The organism is Sinobacterium norvegicum (assembly GCF_923077115.1).
GTDB classification, from domain to species: domain Bacteria; phylum Pseudomonadota; class Gammaproteobacteria; order Pseudomonadales; family Sinobacteriaceae; genus Sinobacterium; species Sinobacterium norvegicum.
Genome location: NZ_CAKLPX010000007.1, coordinates 1 through 18,734, shown reverse-complemented (window position 1 = coordinate 18,734; position 18,734 = coordinate 1). Strand labels below are relative to the sequence as shown.

The window sequence follows — 18,734 nt, the reverse complement described above, 5'->3', positions numbered from 1 at the left end:
ATTACTTAAAAACCCCTCTAGTATCTATCACAATTTTTTCATGAAGCTCATTACTCTTAAGCTTTTTGAAGGGTTTGTGGTCGACTAAAATCAATACAACATCTGAATTATTCAACGCTTCATCTAGGGTGACTAATTCAAACTCATCACTTTTATTTATGTTTGGTTCACATACGACAATTTTACCAATATTTTTTTCGATTAACTTCCTTGTTATATCAACGGCAGGACTCTCCCTCATATCGTCTACATCAGCCTTAAACGCCAGACCTAAGCATGCTATTACTGGGCTTTTCAGCTTTCCTGCACAGCGCTCCACGCGATCAATAACCCAGCTCGGCTTTGAGTCATTTACTTCTCTCGCTGTCCTTATCAAATGTGAATATTTAGGTGAACGGTCAACAATAAACCATGGATCGACGGCGATACAGTGTCCTCCAACGCCTGGTCCGGGGCTCAATATATCAACCCTGGGATGCCTATTCGCCAGTTCGATAACTTCCCAAGTATTTATCGATTCACTTTCTGCTATCATCGAAAGCTCATTAGCAAATGCTATATTGACATCCCTATAAGAGTTTTCAGTCAACTTAATCAATTCAGCCGTCTTAGCGTTTGTAGTTAGTACCTCACCCCTGACAAATGTTTCGTAAAATTCTGCTGCAACCCTTGTAGACTCATCATCTACGCCGCCAACAACCCTATCATTCTCCACTAACTCTATTAATATTCTTCCTGGCAATACTCGCTCAGGACAATGCGCAACAAATACATCGCTGCCGATATTATGTCCATTCTCAGCCAGTGTTGCAGATACAACTTCATCAGTCGTCCCAACTGGTGATGTCGACTCCAGTATCACTAGGTTTCCTGGCTTTATAAAGTCGGATATCGCATCAGTCGCTGATTTCACATATGACAAATCAGGCTTTTTCCCGTTACCTTCCTCCATAAACGGCGTTGGCACTGCGATTACAAATATATCCGCTTCACAAGGCTCCATTGATGCACTTAGATTACCGGAGTGTACTGCCGACTTTACTAAAATATCTAAGTCGGGCTCTACAATGTGAATTTTCCCATCATTAATCGTATCAACAACCGGCTCACTTACATCTACACCAACGACTTTATAGCCCTTTGTTGCAAGTAATGAGGCTGTAGGTAGACCTATATATCCAAGACCAATCACACAAATATTTTTTTTCATTATATACTCCCAGTTGAATTAAACGACCATCTCTTCATCGGCGCTTTGATAATCATCAACCAATTCATTTTGCAAGATTTCCAGTATTCTTTTGCACGCCTTACCATCACCATATGGGTTTGATGCTTCACTCATTTTTTTGTAGTAATCTGCATCTGTTAATAGAGTTGATATTTCGCTGATTATTTTATATTTATTTGTTCCAACAAGCTTCACCGTTCCCTGCTCTACCGCCTCTGGTCGCTCAGTAACATCTCTCATCACAAGTACAGGCTTACCCAATGATGGCGCCTCCTCTTGAATACCACCCGAGTCAGTCAAAACTATACTCGATCTATCCATTAGCCATACAAAACATGGATAACTCAATGGCGAAACTAAGTGTACATTTTCCCTTTCGCTCAGCAATTCATTTACAGGAGATTGTACATTCGGGTTCAAGTGTACGGGGTAAATAAAATCAACATCTGGGAATTTAATTGAAAGACTCTTAATTGCCTCACAAATATTGATGAAACCATCACCAAAATTCTCTCTACGATGACCGGTTATTAGAACTTTTCTTGAATCACCTATGATTCGAGAAAGTACATCTTTTTCAAAGTATTTACACCAGTAATCTTCGTCATAGTTATTCACTTTGTTCCTCACCCAAAACAAGGAGTCTATAACTGTGTTACCCGTAACATGTATTGCTTTCGAAGAATAACCTTCGGACAAAAGATTACTTCTCGACGACAGCGTTGGAGAGAAATGAAAATCTGTTATATTAGCAACCAGCTTTCGATTAGCCTCTTCAGGAAACGGGGCTGTTAGATCGCCAGTTCTTAGTCCAGCCTCAACGTGAGCCACTTTAATCCCTGCATAGAATGCTGATATTGAAGCCGCCATACAGGTAGTCGTATCACCATGAACCATGACCAGATCTGGTTTTGACTGTTCAAATACTGGCTTCAAACCTGCTATAACATCCGCTGTTACCGAAAACAAATCCTGGCCTGGCTTCATTATATTAAGATCATAATCTGCTTTTATCTCAAAAAGCGTAGTGACTTGATCCAGCATTTCCCGATGCTGTCCAGTCACACAAACCTGACACTCAAATGCACTATTTTCTTGAAGGGCCAATACCAATGGCGCCATTTTAATTGCTTCTGGTCTAGTGCCAAATATGACTAATATTTTTTTATATTTATTTTTCATAGTCTCAATTTCCCTTTCTAACTTACTTGTTCACTAATACTCACACCAGTTGTTAACTCTACAAAATCATGCACTTTATTCAAGCCACCATCTTCCAAAGAGGCATGATTCAATCCTCCTATTTTTCTTCCTTTTGCAATGGCAATGACTGTATCCACATCGATTTCCTGCGACTCTGCCGAATACGCATATACTAAGGCGTAATCAGCCAGTGTATTGATCAATCGCGGGACACCACGTGAAAGATAGTGGATAGCGTACAGCGCTGAATCTTCAAAAACAGATGGGTCCCCACCGACAACATTCATCCTGTGCCTTATATAATCTACAGTTTCACTTACATCCAGCGCCTCAAGGTGATACTCCACCGACACTCTTTGCGCCAACTGAATCAGGCCCGGCTTGCGCAACCTATCTAACAACTCTGGCTGCCCTATCAATATTATTTTCAGCAAATCATCAGAGTTCGAGTTAATATTATTAAGTAGTCGCAACTCTTCTAACGAACTATCTGATAAGTTTTGCGCCTCATCAACAACTACTACAGTTGTTTTACCATTTGAATAATTATCAATGACAAATCTTTGAAATTTTTGCAACAACGCTACTTTATTTTCTTCACCGAAATCAATATTAAAGGCCATCAAAACCCACTGCATTAAATGACCATAGCCTTCGAACATATTATTAACTATGCCCATGCATAGATTTTTATCCTGATTATTATCAGTTAAATAACGAAGTAACGTCGTTTTTCCGGCACCTATATCACCGGTAATCACAGTAATTCCGCTTTGCTCCATCAGCCCATACTCTAACATCGAGTAAGCCACACGATGCTTGGGCGAAAAATATAAAAACTCTGGGTTCGGCGTAAGCGAGAACGGTTTTTTAGTTAATCCAAAGAAATCTCTATACATATCATGCCTTATATGTGGGCCTTATTTAGAATCGTTCCTATCAAGCTTGTTTTATCCAGAAGCAATAACGAACGTTCTAAATTTTCAGGTGTTGTTCTTCCTTCCTCTATGACTAGCAATGTACTACCAACTCTTTCAGCAATAACCAATGCATCATCATCATTTAATAATGGGGGCAAATCATAGATAACAATGCGCTCTGGATAGCGCTGCTCTATTTCTTGCATTAACGAACGCATCCTGGGGGAAGACAATATTTCCGAAGTATTACCCTCAACTTTCTTAGCCGGAAGAATGACTAATCTCTCCAGGCCTGGGTTGATCAGCACCTTATCCACTGACACCTCATTATTCAGCAAGTCTGAGATACCATATTCAATTTCCAGACCTAGTGTTGAAGCCACACTTGGCGACTGCAAATCTAGATCTACCAGTAATACTGTTTGATTCACTTCTTTTGATAGCGCTATTGCCAAATTGATTGCCGTCAGGGTCTTTCCCGCACTATTATCAGCTGAAACTATCGCTAAATTATTTACTTTTCTTTCCCGAAATTCCTTAAGTAGAATTGTTCTTAGCTGCCTATAAGGTTCAGCTCTAACATCATTGCTGAATGCAGTAACGACTCTATTTTTCTCCAGATGAAGAAGGCTAAGATTATGCACTGGTGTTTTTGTATACTTTATTTCTGTCAGGTCAGATATAGCATCAGCCTTGTTCTTTGCCTCAGCCGACCCATCAATCTCATGCCTCTTTTTTCTTGCCTTTGCTATCGCTTCTTGCACGTATTCCATTTTATTCCCCTTATTAAATACCCAGCTTTCGCAAAGCTACAAACCACAAAACATCTACTGGCTTGTAAAGAAAATTAATCATCGTTAGCCCAACAATGATCATCATTACAGACGAAATAATCACAACAATCCTTCTTCTATTAGGTTCGCTGGCTTTAATCTCATCAGGCGTTTGTATATATCCAACCGTCACCAGCGGCATTGCTCCTGCGATCTTCAGTACGCGCTCATTGCCGCGTATACTTTTATCCAGCATGTCTAATACCAATGCGACAGCCACACCCGCTCCGATTGACAGTACTAAACCAACGATTAGGATTGCTATTCTATTTGGGCTGACAGGCATCTGAGGCCTTGCAGGAGGTTCAATTAAAGTAAATCTTTCTGCACGCAGGTTTGACTCCAGCTCTACAGCGATATCTGCCTCACGCTGCTTCGTACTTATTTCGCCATACTTCATTGAAGTTAGCTGGTAGTTTCTGATTAACTCCTGGTATCTTGTTTCAATCTCTGGTGACTTTGCAATATACCGTCTTAGTTTTTCGGCTCTTTCATTCAATAGTCTAATTTTTACAGTAGTGTTCGCCTCTGATAATTCGACTGCCGATATTTCCGATTGCAGCTGAACATACAAAGGATTATCTGCATCTAAAACATAGTCTTCTGTACTTTTATAATTGGCTGCCGTATTTCTTATCTCTTCAAGCTGCTCTCTTTTACTTATTACCTCTGGATGCTGACTGGTATACTTTTTTTCCAAAGAAATTAACTGCGAACTTATCTGTTTAATTCTCTTTGCTAACTCAGGTTTGGTAAGTTTGCTACCTGTCTCATCTTCTAATCTTTTTATTTCATTTTTTATTCTAATAACATCTGGATGATTCTCAGTATATCTAGATACCATTTGGCCATATTGAGAACGCAAGGCTTTCAAGCGGTCTGTATCACTTAATGCCGCATTCCCATCTGCCAATATTGCTGGCGCATAAGCTGACGTATTCTTCAACTGCCCTTTTAGCTTTAGTAATTGACGCTGATACTGAGTTTTTTGCTCATCAAGGTCTAACACCTCACGCTCTGTTCTCTCCAAAGACTGCATATTGTAATTAAACAGTTCTGGCATCGACCATTTATGCTCTTGCTTAAAATCTGCAATCCTTTCTTCGTATTCACTCATTTCCTTATCAAGCGAATCGGCATTCTCTCCTAAAAACTCACTCGCATTTCTTGCCTGAGCCTCACGCTGTTTGATATTTTCACGCAGGTATATGCTGACGAGATCGTTGGCAACCTTCTGTGCTTTTACTGGATTTTTATGCTCAAAAGATAACGTAAATGCTATTGTCGCCTCTGTTGGCCTCCCTGAACGAGGATCAACAACTTTTGCTGATATCACCTCTAACTTCGAATCCTCTCTGAAATCCTCAGCAATCTCAGAACGAGGTATTCTATCCAATTCCTTTTTACTATATAGCTCATACTTTTTCACTAAATCCATTATATTGTTAAGCGTCATTGCACGCTGTTTTATCTCTTGGATTTGTTTATTCGCATATGTTGTTACTGTCGACCGAACCATATCTGAGGGTATATCCTGGTCTTCTATCAATATCGTTGCTGTCGAGCGATATGTCGGCGGCCAGAACAATGCGGACAAAACACATATGGTAAATATTATTGCTGACGCCATCATTGATTTTTTCTTGTGGCGTCTTATTGCTTTTACATAGTCTGATAATGTTTTTTCTTCTTCAAATTCTATATAACTACTCATTTATTATTTCCGCTTCTTTATAGTAGAAATTCGCTGGGGGTATATACCAATCCCAACCCCCAAAGCTGACCAGACGCCCTGCTTGATCGACCTAAATTATATTTTTCGTTACCTCTATAAGTGTAAGTAACAGATGTTTTCCAATCCTTGCTAAAGCGGTAGTAGTAGCTTATCGACCCTATCCAATATTGATAATCATCCTTAACAAGCTCTTTCGATGGATCGTTACTTTCCCCCCAGTTAGCAGCCATAGTTAGATCGTGTCTCTGCGCCAGCTTTCCCTTGTATTTGATATCGATTGAATCTACCTGTCTTAATTCACCCTCTGAACTAGGCTGATATTGTCGAGTGGCATTAACTATGAACTCTGAACGCTCACTTAGTTGGTATGTGCTACTAAAGTTGAAAACACTCGATTCATTTTCATACTCATCAACTGACACCTTTTTTTCTGGTGCCGTTACGTTGCATGAATAAGGTTGATAGAAGATTGATTCGATACATTTTTTATCTAAATAGGAAAGTTGCTGACGGCTCAATCCTGCATAGGCAGAGAACGCTAGCTTCTCTGAATATTGATAGGATATTTGCAATGGCAAAGAAGCTGTTTGTGAGCTGTCGATAACATTACCGAAGCCAGTTGATGCATAAATATAGTTTGCCCAACCTATTAACTGGCTTGGGTTGTATGCTTGGGTATCAAAATCCACGTAACTGTATGACGGAATTAATGCGAATGAGAATTTCTCGCTCCACTGATATCGCCACATCGCCGAAAGCTCTGCGGTGTATCGGCTGGTATAGTACTCATTACTATATTTTACGCTGGCGCTACTAACCGATACTGATAACATTTGCTTCTGTGTCAGCAAATGCTGCATGCTACCAACCCAATTATAAGTCTCTACATCACCGGATCTAATTGAACCGCTATCCGAGACCTCTTCAATTCTTGTTGGGGACCGATCAAAGCTCATGGAAGTTGAAACACTGCTTTTATCGCTAAGCCTATAAAGCAGGTCTAAGGAAATATCAACATTATTGGCATTGAAATCGTCATTATCAAAGCGCTCAAACTCAACATCGGCCATAACACCGAATTTAGCTCGCTCTGTATTAGCGCTATAATTTATCCGTGGCGAGAGGCTGTAGCCTTGCAGCTTAATCACCTTATCTTCATCAGAAACCATTCTGGCATTTGAATCATTATCTGTAGCCAGCTCGATTTCAGACTCTAATCGCTGCTCTATCGCAGCCACATAATGGCTAGCAGAAGCCAGCGATAAACATAAAGTTATTAAGCAAAACTTTCCCACAGCACGCCGCTTGTAGCTCGCGTACATTTTATCATTCACTTTTATATTTATTATTTATGGAACAACAACAACATCACCCGACCTTAGAATGACATTACTACTGAGGTCTTTTCCTTTGCGTATAGCCTTATAATTAAAATCAATTGAAGTTTGCACACCGGTTTTATCACGCCTAAGAACTTTAATATCGTTCTCATCGGCAAAAGTATTCAAACCACCCGCCAACGCCAAAGCCTGGGACACATCGGTCTCTGCAAACATATTAAACACACCAGGCTTGTTTACCTTTCCGATCACGTAAATATTATTACCCGACATTTGCGTCATCGATACTGTCACTTGGGCACCGCTCTTCATATAAGTAGCTAATGCGCGCTCCAATGAAGCTGTTACTTGCGTTATTGTCTGTCCTCCCACTTCGATCTCCCCTGCAAGCGGGTAACTGACAAAACCATCGGGTCTAACCACCACCTCTTTCGAGAGCCCCTCTTCACCCCAAATAAATACTGATAGAATATCGCCAGGATTTACCTCGTAGTCACCATAGATGCCAGAACTCTCATCTTGCGCGTAAGCACTGAGAACAATTGCAAGACTGCCAATGAATACCGCGAGTAGCTTTGTCATTTTATTATTTTCCTTAAAAGCTTTTGCCATATTTAGCAATTACGTTAGAGCCTCTCACACTCATTATTGGCTTTACAAACTCTGTTGAAAATCTTTACAGAACAACGATAAATAACCTTTTGGCCAGCATCCTTTAAACATATTTTTTCCAATTAAAATAGAGGGTTGCGCTCAGTTACCTTGTGTTGACACTTTACCGACACGCGCCTCTGAGTCGGATTTTTATACAACTGACAGACAATGCATATGTGGCCACTTTTGCCCTATATATAACCTTAAGCTTCCAGCCTTTTGTCGCTAGCCACGCCGCCGGCAAAATGCGATAATTGAACGAATTTGACTCCTATTTCGGATATGCAACATGCAAACTTTCTCGGCTTCATTAAGAGACGCTGGTATTTCAGCTGAACTCGCCAACACCCTGAACGCCCTGGCAATCGCAGGTAAAGACATTAACTTCAGGCTGCAACAGGGCTCTATAGGTGGTGTTTTAGGCAGTGCCGGTAATGAAAATGTGCAGGGTGAGACTCAGAAAAAGCTGGATGTCATCTCTAATGATCTACTGAAAGAGATTCTATTAGGCTGCGGATCAGTTCGTGCCATCGCCTCTGAAGAAGAGGACAGCTATGTTGCCGGGCCTGACAGCGGACAGTATCTCGTCAATTTTGACCCCCTCGATGGCTCCTCGAATATTGACATCAACGCCATGGTCGGCACCATTTTCTCTATCTATCCGTTTAACGGCGGTGAGTTATCAGAGCAGTCATTCTTACAAAAGGGTCGTGACCAGGTGGCGGCGGGCTACATTTTATATGGCCCATCTACTATGTTGGTGCTCAGCACAGGCAATGGCGTTCAGATGTACACACTCGACCCTGCCATTGGTGAATTTGTACTTACCGTTGAGCAGGTCTCTATCGATGCTGATACCAAAGAGTTTGCCATCAACATGTCCAACCAGCGTTTTTGGGCTGAGCCAATGCAGCAGTACATCACTGATCTTCTGCAGGGTAGCGAAGGTCCTCGCGGCAAGAACTTTAATATGCGCTGGGTAGCCGCCATGGTTGGCGATGTGCATCGCGTGCTTTGCCGTGGTGGTCTGTTCACCTACCCATGGGACAATCGTGAACCGGGTAAAGCAGGCAAACTTCGCCTGATGTATGAGGCCAACCCGATGTCACTATTGATTGAGCAGGCTGGTGGTGAAAGCTGGACGGACAAAGAACGTATACTCGACATTCAACCTACTGCCATCCACCAGCGTGTGCCCGTCATTCTGGGTTCGGCAAGCGAAGTAAAAAACTGCCTGAAATATCACGGCATTGATGGCTAACCAGCAACACGCTGCAGCCTGGGTAGTGCCGACAGTATGTTGGCGTCACTCTGCGCTGCAATTGCTGTGGCCGACGTCCCTCTGATTTCCGCAACCACTGCAGCAATCAAGGGCAGCAAAGTTGGCATATTGGGGCTGTCATGGTGGACAAATGCGGGCCTCATATCTGGGCTATCTGTTTCCAAGGCAATACAGTCCGGAGCCAATGCGGCTACCGTCTGTCTCAATTTTCTTGCCCGCGGGTGTGTGACTGCACCACCAATACCCAATTTAAAGCCCAGCTCTGCCAACTTAACCCCCTGCTGCAAACTACCGGTAAATGCGTGAACAATCCCGCCCTGGTTAAAATGACTCCTTCTTATTGTCGCTGCCACTTGATCGAAACAACCACGGGCATGAATAATCACAGGAAGATTATGACGCTTGGCCAGGACTAACTGCTGCTCAAAATAGTACTGCTGTTCGCTGGCAAAACCCGCCATTAATGTCGCGTCCAGCCCAATCTCCCCGACGGCCACAATATTCTCGTGCTCGCCTAACAACTGATCCAACCGCTGTAAGTCTTGCTCTCGATGATCTGCGATAAAATATGGATGCAAGCCAAGCGCTGAGGAGCATTGCTTAAAATCATTAACCACGCAAAGCAGATCCTCCCATGCTGCTGCGGCCACACCTGGAACAACACAATGATCAACGCCCGCTCGGACCATCGCCTCAATCAGTAATGGTCGACTAGTATCAAAGATGTCAAAATCTAGATGACAATGGCTATCAATCATTATTTACTCGCAATATTACCGGTTAACCTAGGAGATTCACCGCCTTGACCAATCTCCACTGCCCCCTTTGTCAAAGCCCTGCCAACTCGCCATACTTCGAAGATCAACGCAGGCGTTTTAGGCAATGTCACGATTGCGACCTGGTTTTCGTCGAGCCCCGCTTCTACCTCAGCGCAGTAAACGAAAAACTAGAGTACGACAAACACCAAAACAGCCCTGACGACATGGCATATCGAGGGTTTCTCAACCGCCTTGTTGAGCCACTACAACAACGCTTAAAACCAGCCAGCGTCGGACTCGACTTTGGCTGCGGCCCTGGCCCCACCTTATCACAGATGCTTCAGGAACTCGGTCACCAGGTACAATTGTACGATGTCTATTATCAACCCAATAGCAGCTTACTGAACCAGCACTATGATTTCATCACCGCAACAGAGGTTGTTGAGCACCTTAGCGCACCCAACCAGGTGCTTAATCAGCTGTGGTCAATACTGAGGCCAGGGGGAATACTGGGTATTATGACGAAACAAGTCATCGATCGGTCGCATTTTGCCCGCTGGCACTACAAGAACGACTTAACCCACATCATCTTCTTCAGCCCTTACTCCTTCACACACTTTTTTCGCGATAAGAACGCCTCTATTGAGGCCATCAACAGCGACACGCTAATCATTACAAAAAATTAATAATAAGCAGTGTTACCCTCTGAATCCCACTACACTGCGGACCTGTAAAAAAAGCTGTCACTTATATTCTCAATATGCCCAGTTTGCGTATTTTTTACTGCGAAAATGTAAGCGATTTCCCCTATACACACTGTCAAAAAATTGGCATATTGGCCTCAGTCGATTAGATAAGTAGATCTAACCAGCACTCAGGAAGAGCACTGGCCTTGCTATCTCTCGCTGAGATAGTGAAAAACTACTGTCATAATCGCCCATTAAAATAACAACAATATTAAACATTATGGACTATGTTTGGAGGCTTTATCATGACATCAGTACCGCGCTGTAATTCATTGCCATCACGCGAAGCAATTCGTAACCAAATCGCCAACGAGGTTGCCGAGTTTTTATCGAAAGGGGGAACAATCGATAAAATTCAACGCCCTAATGATCCTGCTCAACCAGTAACCCGCAGTCGTCCGTGGATGGGTGACATCCTCTAACATAGATTAATCCTACCGAGATAAGGCTGGGGTTAGCTAACACCGGCCTATACTTCCTCAACACTTCTTTGCCTATACCTGCAGTGCTATATTAACGGCTCACCCTCTGCCGCTGATAATGCCATGTCTTTTTTCGATCCACGCTCAAGCTCTATTCCACCCGCTACCCTCTTGCAGACACCCAGCTTTTAACATGACGGTGACAGCGCAGCAGGCATGCTTAAGCCTCAGTAAAATCAAGCAACTTCGCGTCATCGATCGTCAATTATTCGTCAACATGGTCGATGCCGACAACCACCATCAGTTATTCTGCCTCACAGCTGAAGAACAGCTTATAACTGTCGCCGATCACCTCAACAACCGCTCTATACTCAACGGTTATGGAGGTGGTTGCTTTGAGGGTAATCAAACTCAACTTTGGCTTACCACAGCAGGCCAACTGCATCTAAAAATGGATAATCACTGGCACTCACATTCGGTTGTTGCCGGTGACCTCACCTTTGACAAGGCACATCAGCGCTGCCTTGCCGTTATTGATGATACCGAGAGAGATAGGCAATTCGTCGCCGACTGCCGCGAGCCGACTCAACCACTGCTCCAGCAGAGCGACTTTTTTAACAGCCCTATGACTTCACCTAATGGCCAGTACATCGCCTATGTCTGTCGCAAATTTCCAAACATGCCCTGGGACAATACCGAACTGCGCATCGCCCCCGTGGCAAGCAACGGCGCTATTAATGAGTCAACCAGCCAGGCCGTTGTTGAATCAAAGACTAATGATTTAGTACACGGTGAGGCTGTCTGCCAGCTCAGCTGGCTTGATAATCAACAACTGCTTTACCTCTCTGACCGCCAGGGTTTCTGGGGGCTTTACTGCTACAACACTGCCACCCAAACCAGTCGCGCTATTTATACACCGAACGCTGATATCTGTGCCGCCCCCTGGGAGGCCGGCCACTGCAACTATATTGCCCTGCAAGTTGACGATATAATCTGCACACAAATTCACCGAGGCCGATGGCAGCTGATTCGACACTGTAATCAGCATACTGAAATACTTGAGCTGCCGGACGATATTTGCTTTATCCACCAACTCTGCCATATCGACCAGAAAATTTATTTCGCCGCCGCCGGTGTTAACAGCCATCAGCATATCTATAGCTACCATTTAAGCAGCAGGCAAACCCACTGTTTCACCGCCAACGACAAGGTTGAAACCACCTTATTCCCCCCCCCTGTATCAATCGACGTTGGCGCCAAAGAGGCAAGCCAAGGCTTTTTCTATGCAGCGAAGAACACCAGCGAACCGGCCCCTCTGATTATTCGTTTTCATGGTGGACCGACGTCTTATACCCATCCTGGCCTGGATCTCACCACCCGGTATTTCACCGATCACGGTTTCTCCGTTTTAGATCTAAATTACCGCGGCAGTGCCGGTTTTGGCCGCAGTTCTCGCCACCAGATTTATGGCCATTGGGGCAGGTCAGAGGTCGAAGATTGTCGGACAGCAATAGCACATCTCACTGAAAGAAAACTAGTCAACCCCGACGCCATCTTTGCTCGAGGCAACAGCTCTGGCGGCTACGCAGCCCTTTGTATCGCCACATTTAGCTCACTGCTTAACGGCGCCATGGTCAGCTCTGGTATCTCGGACCTGAACCTGTTATTCAAACACACCCATCGATTCGAGCGATGCTATATTCAGCAACTGCTGAAACAGGAATACTCAGAACAAGGGCACAGCCGCTGGTTTCAACACAGCCCGATTCATTTCGCCAAGCAACTCACCACTCCGATACTATTTATCCAAGGTGGCCGAGACACCATCTGCCCGCCTGAGCAAACACAACAATTTATCGAACGCTTAGAGTCCAATAATATTTTTCATCAGTTGCTGTTTTTTCCCGACGAGGGGCATGGCGTGAAACAGACAAAAAATCAACAGCTGGCACTCAAGAAAGAGCTCGATTTCTATCAAATGATTGTAGCGAAATTATAACGGGGCGTTTCAAAAAGTCACTCTGTAGGCACTATTGCATATAGGATTAGGTCTAACTGCGAATAAACTCAAACCAATATTCCCACTATAATAGCGGCACCAAAAACTTCTCTAGGAGCCTACCATGGTTACCGCTACAGTCACCGCTATTGCTATTACTCTTGTGTCGATTATTATCGCGCAAAAGTGTTAAAAAAAAGCCTCGTTTAACGAGGCTTTTTTTTAACTTAACATTTAGAACACCCGCGAGAAGACATCATCGAAGGTTGCCGCATAGGTGACCGACACCCCCTCTCTTAAAAATGACGGCAGCTCATCAAAGTCTCTTTGATTAGCCTTCGGCAGAATCAGCTGATTTATCCCTATTCGTCTTGCCGCAATAACCTTCTCTCGAATACCACCAACAGCAAGCACCTTCCCAGTCAGCGTTAATTCTCCAGTCATCGCAATCTTCGCCGCAATTGCCTTATCACGAGCAAGGGAAACCAACGAGGTAGCCATTGTCACGCCGGCACTTGGGCCATCTTTAGGCGTCGCGCCTTCCGGCACATGCAAGTGAATCGCCGCCTTATCAAAATAATCGGCTGCAATGCCAAAGCGACTGGCATTTGCCATAACGTAGCTATAGGCAATATCCACCGACTCCTTCATCACATCACCCAGCTGCCCCGTTGGCTTCAGCGAGCGAGCCAAGTTATGTATCTTATTAGACTCTACAGGCAGCGTTGCCCCACCCATAGATGTCCATGCCAAGCCAGTGACAACGCCGACACCTTTTTGAATACTTTCAGTTTCGAAGACCGGCTGACCCAGCCATTGCAGCACTTCCTTTTTGCCGATACGAATACTCTTTGTCTTACCCTCCAGCAACACAACAACCGACTTACGAACGAGTTTTTGCAATAGCTTTTCTAGGCTTCGCACACCTGATTCTCGGGCATAACCCTCAATCAAGTTTTTCAATGCCGCATCGCTAATCTTCAGTGTCGACTTTTTAATTCTTGCCTGTGTCAGCAGTTTTGGCCATAGGTGCTGTTTGGCAATGGCCAACTTTTCTTCGGCAATGTAACCGGCTAAACGAATAACCTCCATCCGATCATAAAGTGGCGCAGGGATGGAATCGATTTGGTTGGCGGTACAGATAAAGAGCACCTTGGATAAATCGACTCTTAAATCCAAGTAATGATCTAAGAATTCGCTGTTTTGCTCGCTATCCAGCGCCTCTAGCAACGCCGACGCGGGGTCACCATGATAACTGGCACCGATTTTGTCTATTTCATCTAGCATAATCACTGGGTTTTCGACATCGACTTCACTCAACGCCTGTACAAACTTGCCCGGCATAGCACCGATATAGGTGCGACGATGCCCTTTGATCTCCGCCTCATCACGCATACCACCAACACTGAAGCGATAGAACTTTCTCCCCAGTGCGTCGGCCACCGAGCGACCGATAGAGGTCTTACCGACACCTGGCGGGCCGACCAGCAAAATAATTGAACCAGAGATTTCACCGCGGTAGGCGCCGAGGGCAATAAACTCTAAGATACGATCCTTAACATCACCCAAACCATTGTGATGCTTCTCCAGCACCTCTCTGGCGACAGAGAGTTCAAGCTGATCGGTTGAATGGACCCCCCAAGGTAATGCTGTTAAGCAATCGAGATAATTACGGGTGACACCATACTCAGGCGATCCCATCTCTAAGATCGATAATTTCTGCATCTCGTCATCGATACGACTTTGCACATGCTCGGGCAGCTGTTTGTCTTTCAACCGAGCCTGAAACATTTCGGCATCGGCCGTCTTATCGTCCTTGGTAATGCCCAATTCTTTTTGGATTAGCTTCAACTGCTCTCGCAGGAAGAATTCACGCTGCTGCTCGCTGATCTTATCATTAACCTGATCAGACAATTCGCTCTGTAACTTTGCTACCTCAAGCTCTTTACGCAGAAGCAACAACACGCGATCCATCCGCTTTGTTAAATCAACGGTATCGAGTATATTTTGCAGCTCCGTATTGCTGGCAGTGGTGATCGAGGCTGAAAAATCAGACAACGGTGATGGGTCGTTAGGACCAAAACGATTCAGATACTGACGTAACTCCTCCGAATACAACGGATTCAACGGCAGCAACTCTTTTATTACCGCTAAAATGGCAATGGCCCGAGCTCTTAATTCCTCGTCTTCTTCATATTTTGGCTCTGGGTATTCTACCTGTACACGATAGGGCGGTTTATCTGTCAACCAACGAACAATCCGAAAGCGTTTACGACCAACCGCGATGACATGTAAATATTCACCGTCACTCTCGACACTCTGAACCCTTGCTACACAGCCGGTTTCGGCCAGTTCTTCACGGCGAATCTCTCCATCTGTCTGGGTGGTATAGATAATACCGACATAGGGTTGATCTGCCTCCGAAACAAGGTGAATAGTATCTTCCCAGGGTTCGCTCTTAATAATAAGCGGCTGAATTTGAGCCGGAAAGAAGGGCCTGCTCGATATCGGTAATAGCTCTATAACATTTGGCAGCACCTGATCAGGCAAGGCTATTTCTTTTTCTGGCGACACCGAATCCACAACCAGTTCATCGGCAATACTCGCATCAAGATTATCGGCCATTAAGCTTCCTTCAAATGTGTTGTTGCCAGAAAATCGGCAATGATCAGTCAAATATGGGGGCTGTGTAGTTATTTTTCAATCTATAACTCCTCTGCAAAAACTAAAAAACCTGCCACAGTAGAATTGCTACACTTTAGACAGTGAATCTGTCAGGGTGACACTATGGTGCGTAAATACAGTGCGCTACTCACATTCTTAACTATTCTCGTTGTCAGTATCCTCTGTCTTGCCCAGTTACATCAGGTTAACAGTAACATTCGGTCACAGGCCAGCCATATGCTGGACGTACAACTACCGCGGCTTGAGTCTATAAGCAAAGCACAGCAGGCACTCAACGCACTGCATAGTCTCTATCTACAACGGCTGATTCACGACACGCCACAGCGCCGATATAACACACTTGCCCAGAGCAGCACCATTGAGGCGCTGACCGCCGCAACCATCAGCAATTTTTCCAACAACCCCTTATCAATCAGCCTGTTCGAACATTACAACGAGCTGCATGCGCTACAACGCTCGATGGATAAAGAACCCGTCATCAACCGCCAAAGCGTCTATCATGCCGTCGACCTGATCACTACACTACAAGACAACCTCACCAAACTCGCCAACCAAACAAGTACCGAACTCGAACAACAAAATAGCCTAGCGATCAATTCTACGCTGCTATTTATTAGCACCGCTGAGGCAGCCAGCCTCTGCTTATTTATTGCCGCCTTCTTCCTTGCCTTTACCCTATCTCGCCCCTCCAAGTAATACCTCATTAACCCTCTCCAATCGAAAGCCGTCTGCCTAAAGACCAGTAATCGAACAACAGTTAAACGCTAAGCCACTGATTTATTGTCATAAAAAACAGACAAATCTGTCATGCAGCCGTCATATTCCCTCGACATAATAGCGCCACAAACTAAAAACAAAACCTTTTATAGCTATTGGAAATACCATGAACTTGAATAAACTTACTTTAGCCATCACCGCAGTTGCCGGCATGACTGCGACCACCGCTTTTGCTGATACCGACGTCACGGTCTATGGCAAGCTCAATGTGTCCGTACAAAATGTTGATGATGGCAGCGACTCAACCACTGAATTACAATCAAACGCCTCACGCCTCGGCTTCAAAGGCAAGACAGATCTGACAGAAAATACTGCTGTTATTTATAAGATGGAATACGAAGTTGATGTCGACGGCGAAGGCAGTGACGTATTCAAACAGCGAAACATCTATGTTGGCTTGACTGGCGGCTTAGGTACGGTCTTTGTTGGTAAACATGACACCGCGCTAAAGATGGCCCAAGGTAAAGTTGATGTCCTCAATGACTTGGACGCCGGTGATATCAAGAATATATTACTGGGTGAAACTCGTGCCGCCAATATTATCAGCTATACCACACCAAAGTTTGCTGGCTTTAGCGCCACTATCCAACCTATCTTAAACGAAGGTGAGGACATCACCGGCGATGGCAAGGCGGAAGATAGCGTAGCAGATTCATTCTCTTCATCTATTAACTGGAAGAACGACAACTTTTATGTTGCCCTTGCGCATGATAACAATGTCGCCACCAAATCTAAGCTGGCACTGATTGACGGTGACACCTCAGCCTTTGATAACACCCGCTTAGTTGGCCAAGCCAAAGTAGCAGGCTTTACCTTCGGCGCCATGGCACAGCAGTCCGTATATCAAGGCGACCAAGCGGTTAAGGAAGATACATTCAGCGGCTACACCGGTAGCGTCTCGTATACAATTAACAAAATTTGGAAAGTTTACGGACAGATTGCACAGTCAGACATGCCTGTTAGTTTTGCCGATACCGACAACAATGAATCCTACGGCGTTGGCATTGATTACAACTTCAGCAAGGCCACAAAGGTGTTTGGTTTCTACAACAGCTTAGAAGCCACTGAAAATGTAACAAAAGATAGCAAAGAAGAAACTGTTGCAGGTATTGGTATATCGCACAAATTCTAAACGACATCCGCCATCGACCGACATATCGGTCAAACTAAGGGATGCACGCAGCATCCCTTTTGTCGTTACCAAATATTGAGAACCTTTTTATGAAGAACACCCTCACGATATTAACACTGACAACTGCCATCACCACATTCGCCAGCGACGCCGAAGACATGGCAGTGGATCAAGCAGACAGCCTGGATTTCAGTGAATTCCACCAAAATGACAGTATGAAACTGATCGGTAGTAATGCACCGCAACCTGTGCACATTGGTGGTGATAACAAAAACATAAGCAACAACTTTGACGATGAACTAGTCACCGCCAGCTATACTGACAGCCAAGACAAGAATGCAGCACTGCTTGCAGTAGAAAATTTAGCTGCACAAAAGTGCAGTAGCGGTTGGCGTGAAGCTGACAAATGGGTGACCAAAGAAAACAGTAAATTCATTGTTAACTATCAATTTAAGTGCCGTCAATGATAGTGATCACTTACAGCGCTCCTATTAACTTCTTTTCATGACACTAGATATTCCATGCCAAATGAGCGAGACTGAATCATATTGCTCCGAGATAATAATAACAGGGGATCATCTTTGAACGAAAATAACCGCAAACAACAACGCGTACAACTTAGGCAATCTGTCACTGCAATAAACGCACTTACCAAAGACATGATCGGCGAAGTTGTCAATATTACTACCGACGGGCTTATGCTGCTGTGTAACAAACCTGTTAAGAGTAACTCCCTTTACCAACTAAGGCTTAACCTCAGTCGCCCCGTCGATGACAATGAACTGATAGATATTGGTGTTGATTGCCTGTGGTGTCGAGAAGCTGAGAACATGCAAAGCTGCTGGGCCGGCTTTCAAATTATCGACATCCCCGAAAAAAGCCTGGCCATTCTTCAAGACCTGATATCCAGCTACAGCCAAGCCCCCAGTCCTGCCTAATATTTGTCCGTCTGCATTGACCAATGCTTTAGTCCTGCTCCTAACGAAACCCCAGCCATAAAAAAACCCCGTAAGCGGT

Annotated in this window: 17 protein-coding genes; 8 read left to right on the top strand and 9 right to left on the bottom strand. The window is 44.4% G+C overall.

Going from position 1 to position 18,734, the window contains the following annotated elements; genetic code table 11:
* Position 1: 1 nt before the first annotated feature.
* From wecC to L9P87_RS17125, 7 genes are read right to left on the bottom strand one after another with little or no spacing between them, the layout of a single operon-like run.
* Entirely contained in the window at positions 2-1,210 is a 1,209-nt protein-coding gene (gene wecC, locus L9P87_RS17155) for a UDP-N-acetyl-D-mannosamine dehydrogenase (RefSeq protein WP_237445990.1), read from the bottom strand.
* Positions 1,211-1,228: 18 nt separating this feature from the next.
* Positions 1,229-2,413, bottom strand: coding sequence for a non-hydrolyzing UDP-N-acetylglucosamine 2-epimerase (gene wecB / locus L9P87_RS17150; RefSeq protein WP_237445989.1), 1,185 nt, complete (start codon positions 2,411-2,413; stop codon positions 1,229-1,231).
* 17 nt (positions 2,414-2,430) lie between these two features.
* The gene (locus L9P87_RS17145) at positions 2,431-3,333 is read right to left on the bottom strand and encodes an ExeA family protein (protein ID WP_237445988.1); all 903 of its coding nucleotides are present in this window, start codon (positions 3,331-3,333) and stop codon (positions 2,431-2,433) included.
* 8 nt (positions 3,334-3,341) lie between these two features.
* Positions 3,342-4,127 (bottom strand): CpsD/CapB family tyrosine-protein kinase, encoded by a 786-nt coding sequence (locus tag L9P87_RS17140; RefSeq protein ID WP_237445987.1) that lies wholly within the window; start codon positions 4,125-4,127, stop codon positions 3,342-3,344.
* A gap of 13 nt (positions 4,128-4,140) precedes the next feature.
* Positions 4,141-5,901 carry a GumC family protein gene (locus tag L9P87_RS17135; protein ID WP_237445986.1) on the bottom strand — a complete coding sequence of 587 codons (1,761 nt, stop codon included), beginning with the start codon at positions 5,899-5,901 and terminating at the stop codon, positions 4,141-4,143.
* A gap of 17 nt (positions 5,902-5,918) precedes the next feature.
* Complete coding sequence (locus tag L9P87_RS17130) at positions 5,919-7,217, bottom strand: hypothetical protein (protein WP_237445985.1); 1,299 nt, start codon at positions 7,215-7,217, stop codon at positions 5,919-5,921.
* A 54-nt stretch (positions 7,218-7,271) separates the two neighbouring features.
* Entirely contained in the window at positions 7,272-7,844 is a 573-nt protein-coding gene (locus tag L9P87_RS17125; RefSeq protein ID WP_237445984.1) for a polysaccharide biosynthesis/export family protein, read from the bottom strand.
* A 361-nt stretch (positions 7,845-8,205) separates the two neighbouring features.
* Here L9P87_RS17125 and L9P87_RS17120 point away from each other — a divergent pair, with 361 nt between their 5' ends.
* Positions 8,206-9,177 (top strand): class 1 fructose-bisphosphatase, encoded by a 972-nt coding sequence (locus L9P87_RS17120; protein ID WP_237445983.1) that lies wholly within the window; start codon positions 8,206-8,208, stop codon positions 9,175-9,177.
* On the opposite strand, the gene L9P87_RS17115 is transcribed toward L9P87_RS17120, so the two are convergent.
* A complete protein-coding gene (locus tag L9P87_RS17115) occupies positions 9,174-9,956 on the bottom strand; it encodes a TatD family hydrolase (protein ID WP_237445982.1) in 783 nt (260 codons plus the stop codon). The genes L9P87_RS17120 and L9P87_RS17115 overlap by 4 nt on opposite strands.
* 44 nt (positions 9,957-10,000) lie before the next feature.
* On the opposite strand from L9P87_RS17115, the gene L9P87_RS17110 reads away from it, so the two are divergent.
* From L9P87_RS17110 to L9P87_RS17100, 3 genes are all read left to right on the top strand, one after another.
* Positions 10,001-10,642: a class I SAM-dependent methyltransferase gene (locus L9P87_RS17110; protein WP_237445981.1), complete on the top strand. Its 642-nt coding sequence runs from the start codon at positions 10,001-10,003 to the stop codon at positions 10,640-10,642.
* A gap of 305 nt (positions 10,643-10,947) precedes the next feature.
* Positions 10,948-11,124, top strand: coding sequence for a hypothetical protein (locus L9P87_RS17105; protein ID WP_237445980.1), 177 nt, complete (start codon positions 10,948-10,950; stop codon positions 11,122-11,124).
* A gap of 193 nt (positions 11,125-11,317) precedes the next feature.
* Positions 11,318-13,123, top strand: coding sequence for an alpha/beta hydrolase family protein (locus tag L9P87_RS17100; RefSeq protein WP_237445979.1), 1,806 nt, complete (start codon positions 11,318-11,320; stop codon positions 13,121-13,123).
* A gap of 234 nt (positions 13,124-13,357) precedes the next feature.
* On the opposite strand, the gene lon is transcribed toward L9P87_RS17100, so the two are convergent.
* On the bottom strand, positions 13,358-15,748 hold the full coding sequence (gene lon, locus L9P87_RS17095; RefSeq protein WP_237445978.1) for an endopeptidase La: 2,391 nt from the start codon (positions 15,746-15,748) through the stop codon (positions 13,358-13,360).
* Positions 15,749-15,910: 162 nt separating this feature from the next.
* On the opposite strand from lon, the gene L9P87_RS17090 reads away from it, so the two are divergent.
* The 4 genes from L9P87_RS17090 to L9P87_RS17075 all read left to right on the top strand — a co-directional run bounded on the left by L9P87_RS17090 (position 15,911) and on the right by L9P87_RS17075 (position 18,655).
* Complete coding sequence (locus L9P87_RS17090; RefSeq protein ID WP_237445977.1) at positions 15,911-16,504, top strand: hypothetical protein; 594 nt, start codon at positions 15,911-15,913, stop codon at positions 16,502-16,504.
* Positions 16,505-16,691: 187 nt separating this feature from the next.
* Positions 16,692-17,717 carry a porin gene (locus tag L9P87_RS17085; protein ID WP_237445976.1) on the top strand — a complete coding sequence of 342 codons (1,026 nt, stop codon included), beginning with the start codon at positions 16,692-16,694 and terminating at the stop codon, positions 17,715-17,717.
* A gap of 89 nt (positions 17,718-17,806) precedes the next feature.
* Complete coding sequence (locus tag L9P87_RS17080) at positions 17,807-18,184, top strand: hypothetical protein (RefSeq protein ID WP_237445975.1); 378 nt, start codon at positions 17,807-17,809, stop codon at positions 18,182-18,184.
* A 114-nt stretch (positions 18,185-18,298) separates the two neighbouring features.
* Positions 18,299-18,655, top strand: coding sequence for a PilZ domain-containing protein (locus tag L9P87_RS17075; protein ID WP_237445974.1), 357 nt, complete (start codon positions 18,299-18,301; stop codon positions 18,653-18,655).
* Positions 18,656-18,734 lie beyond the last annotated feature (79 nt).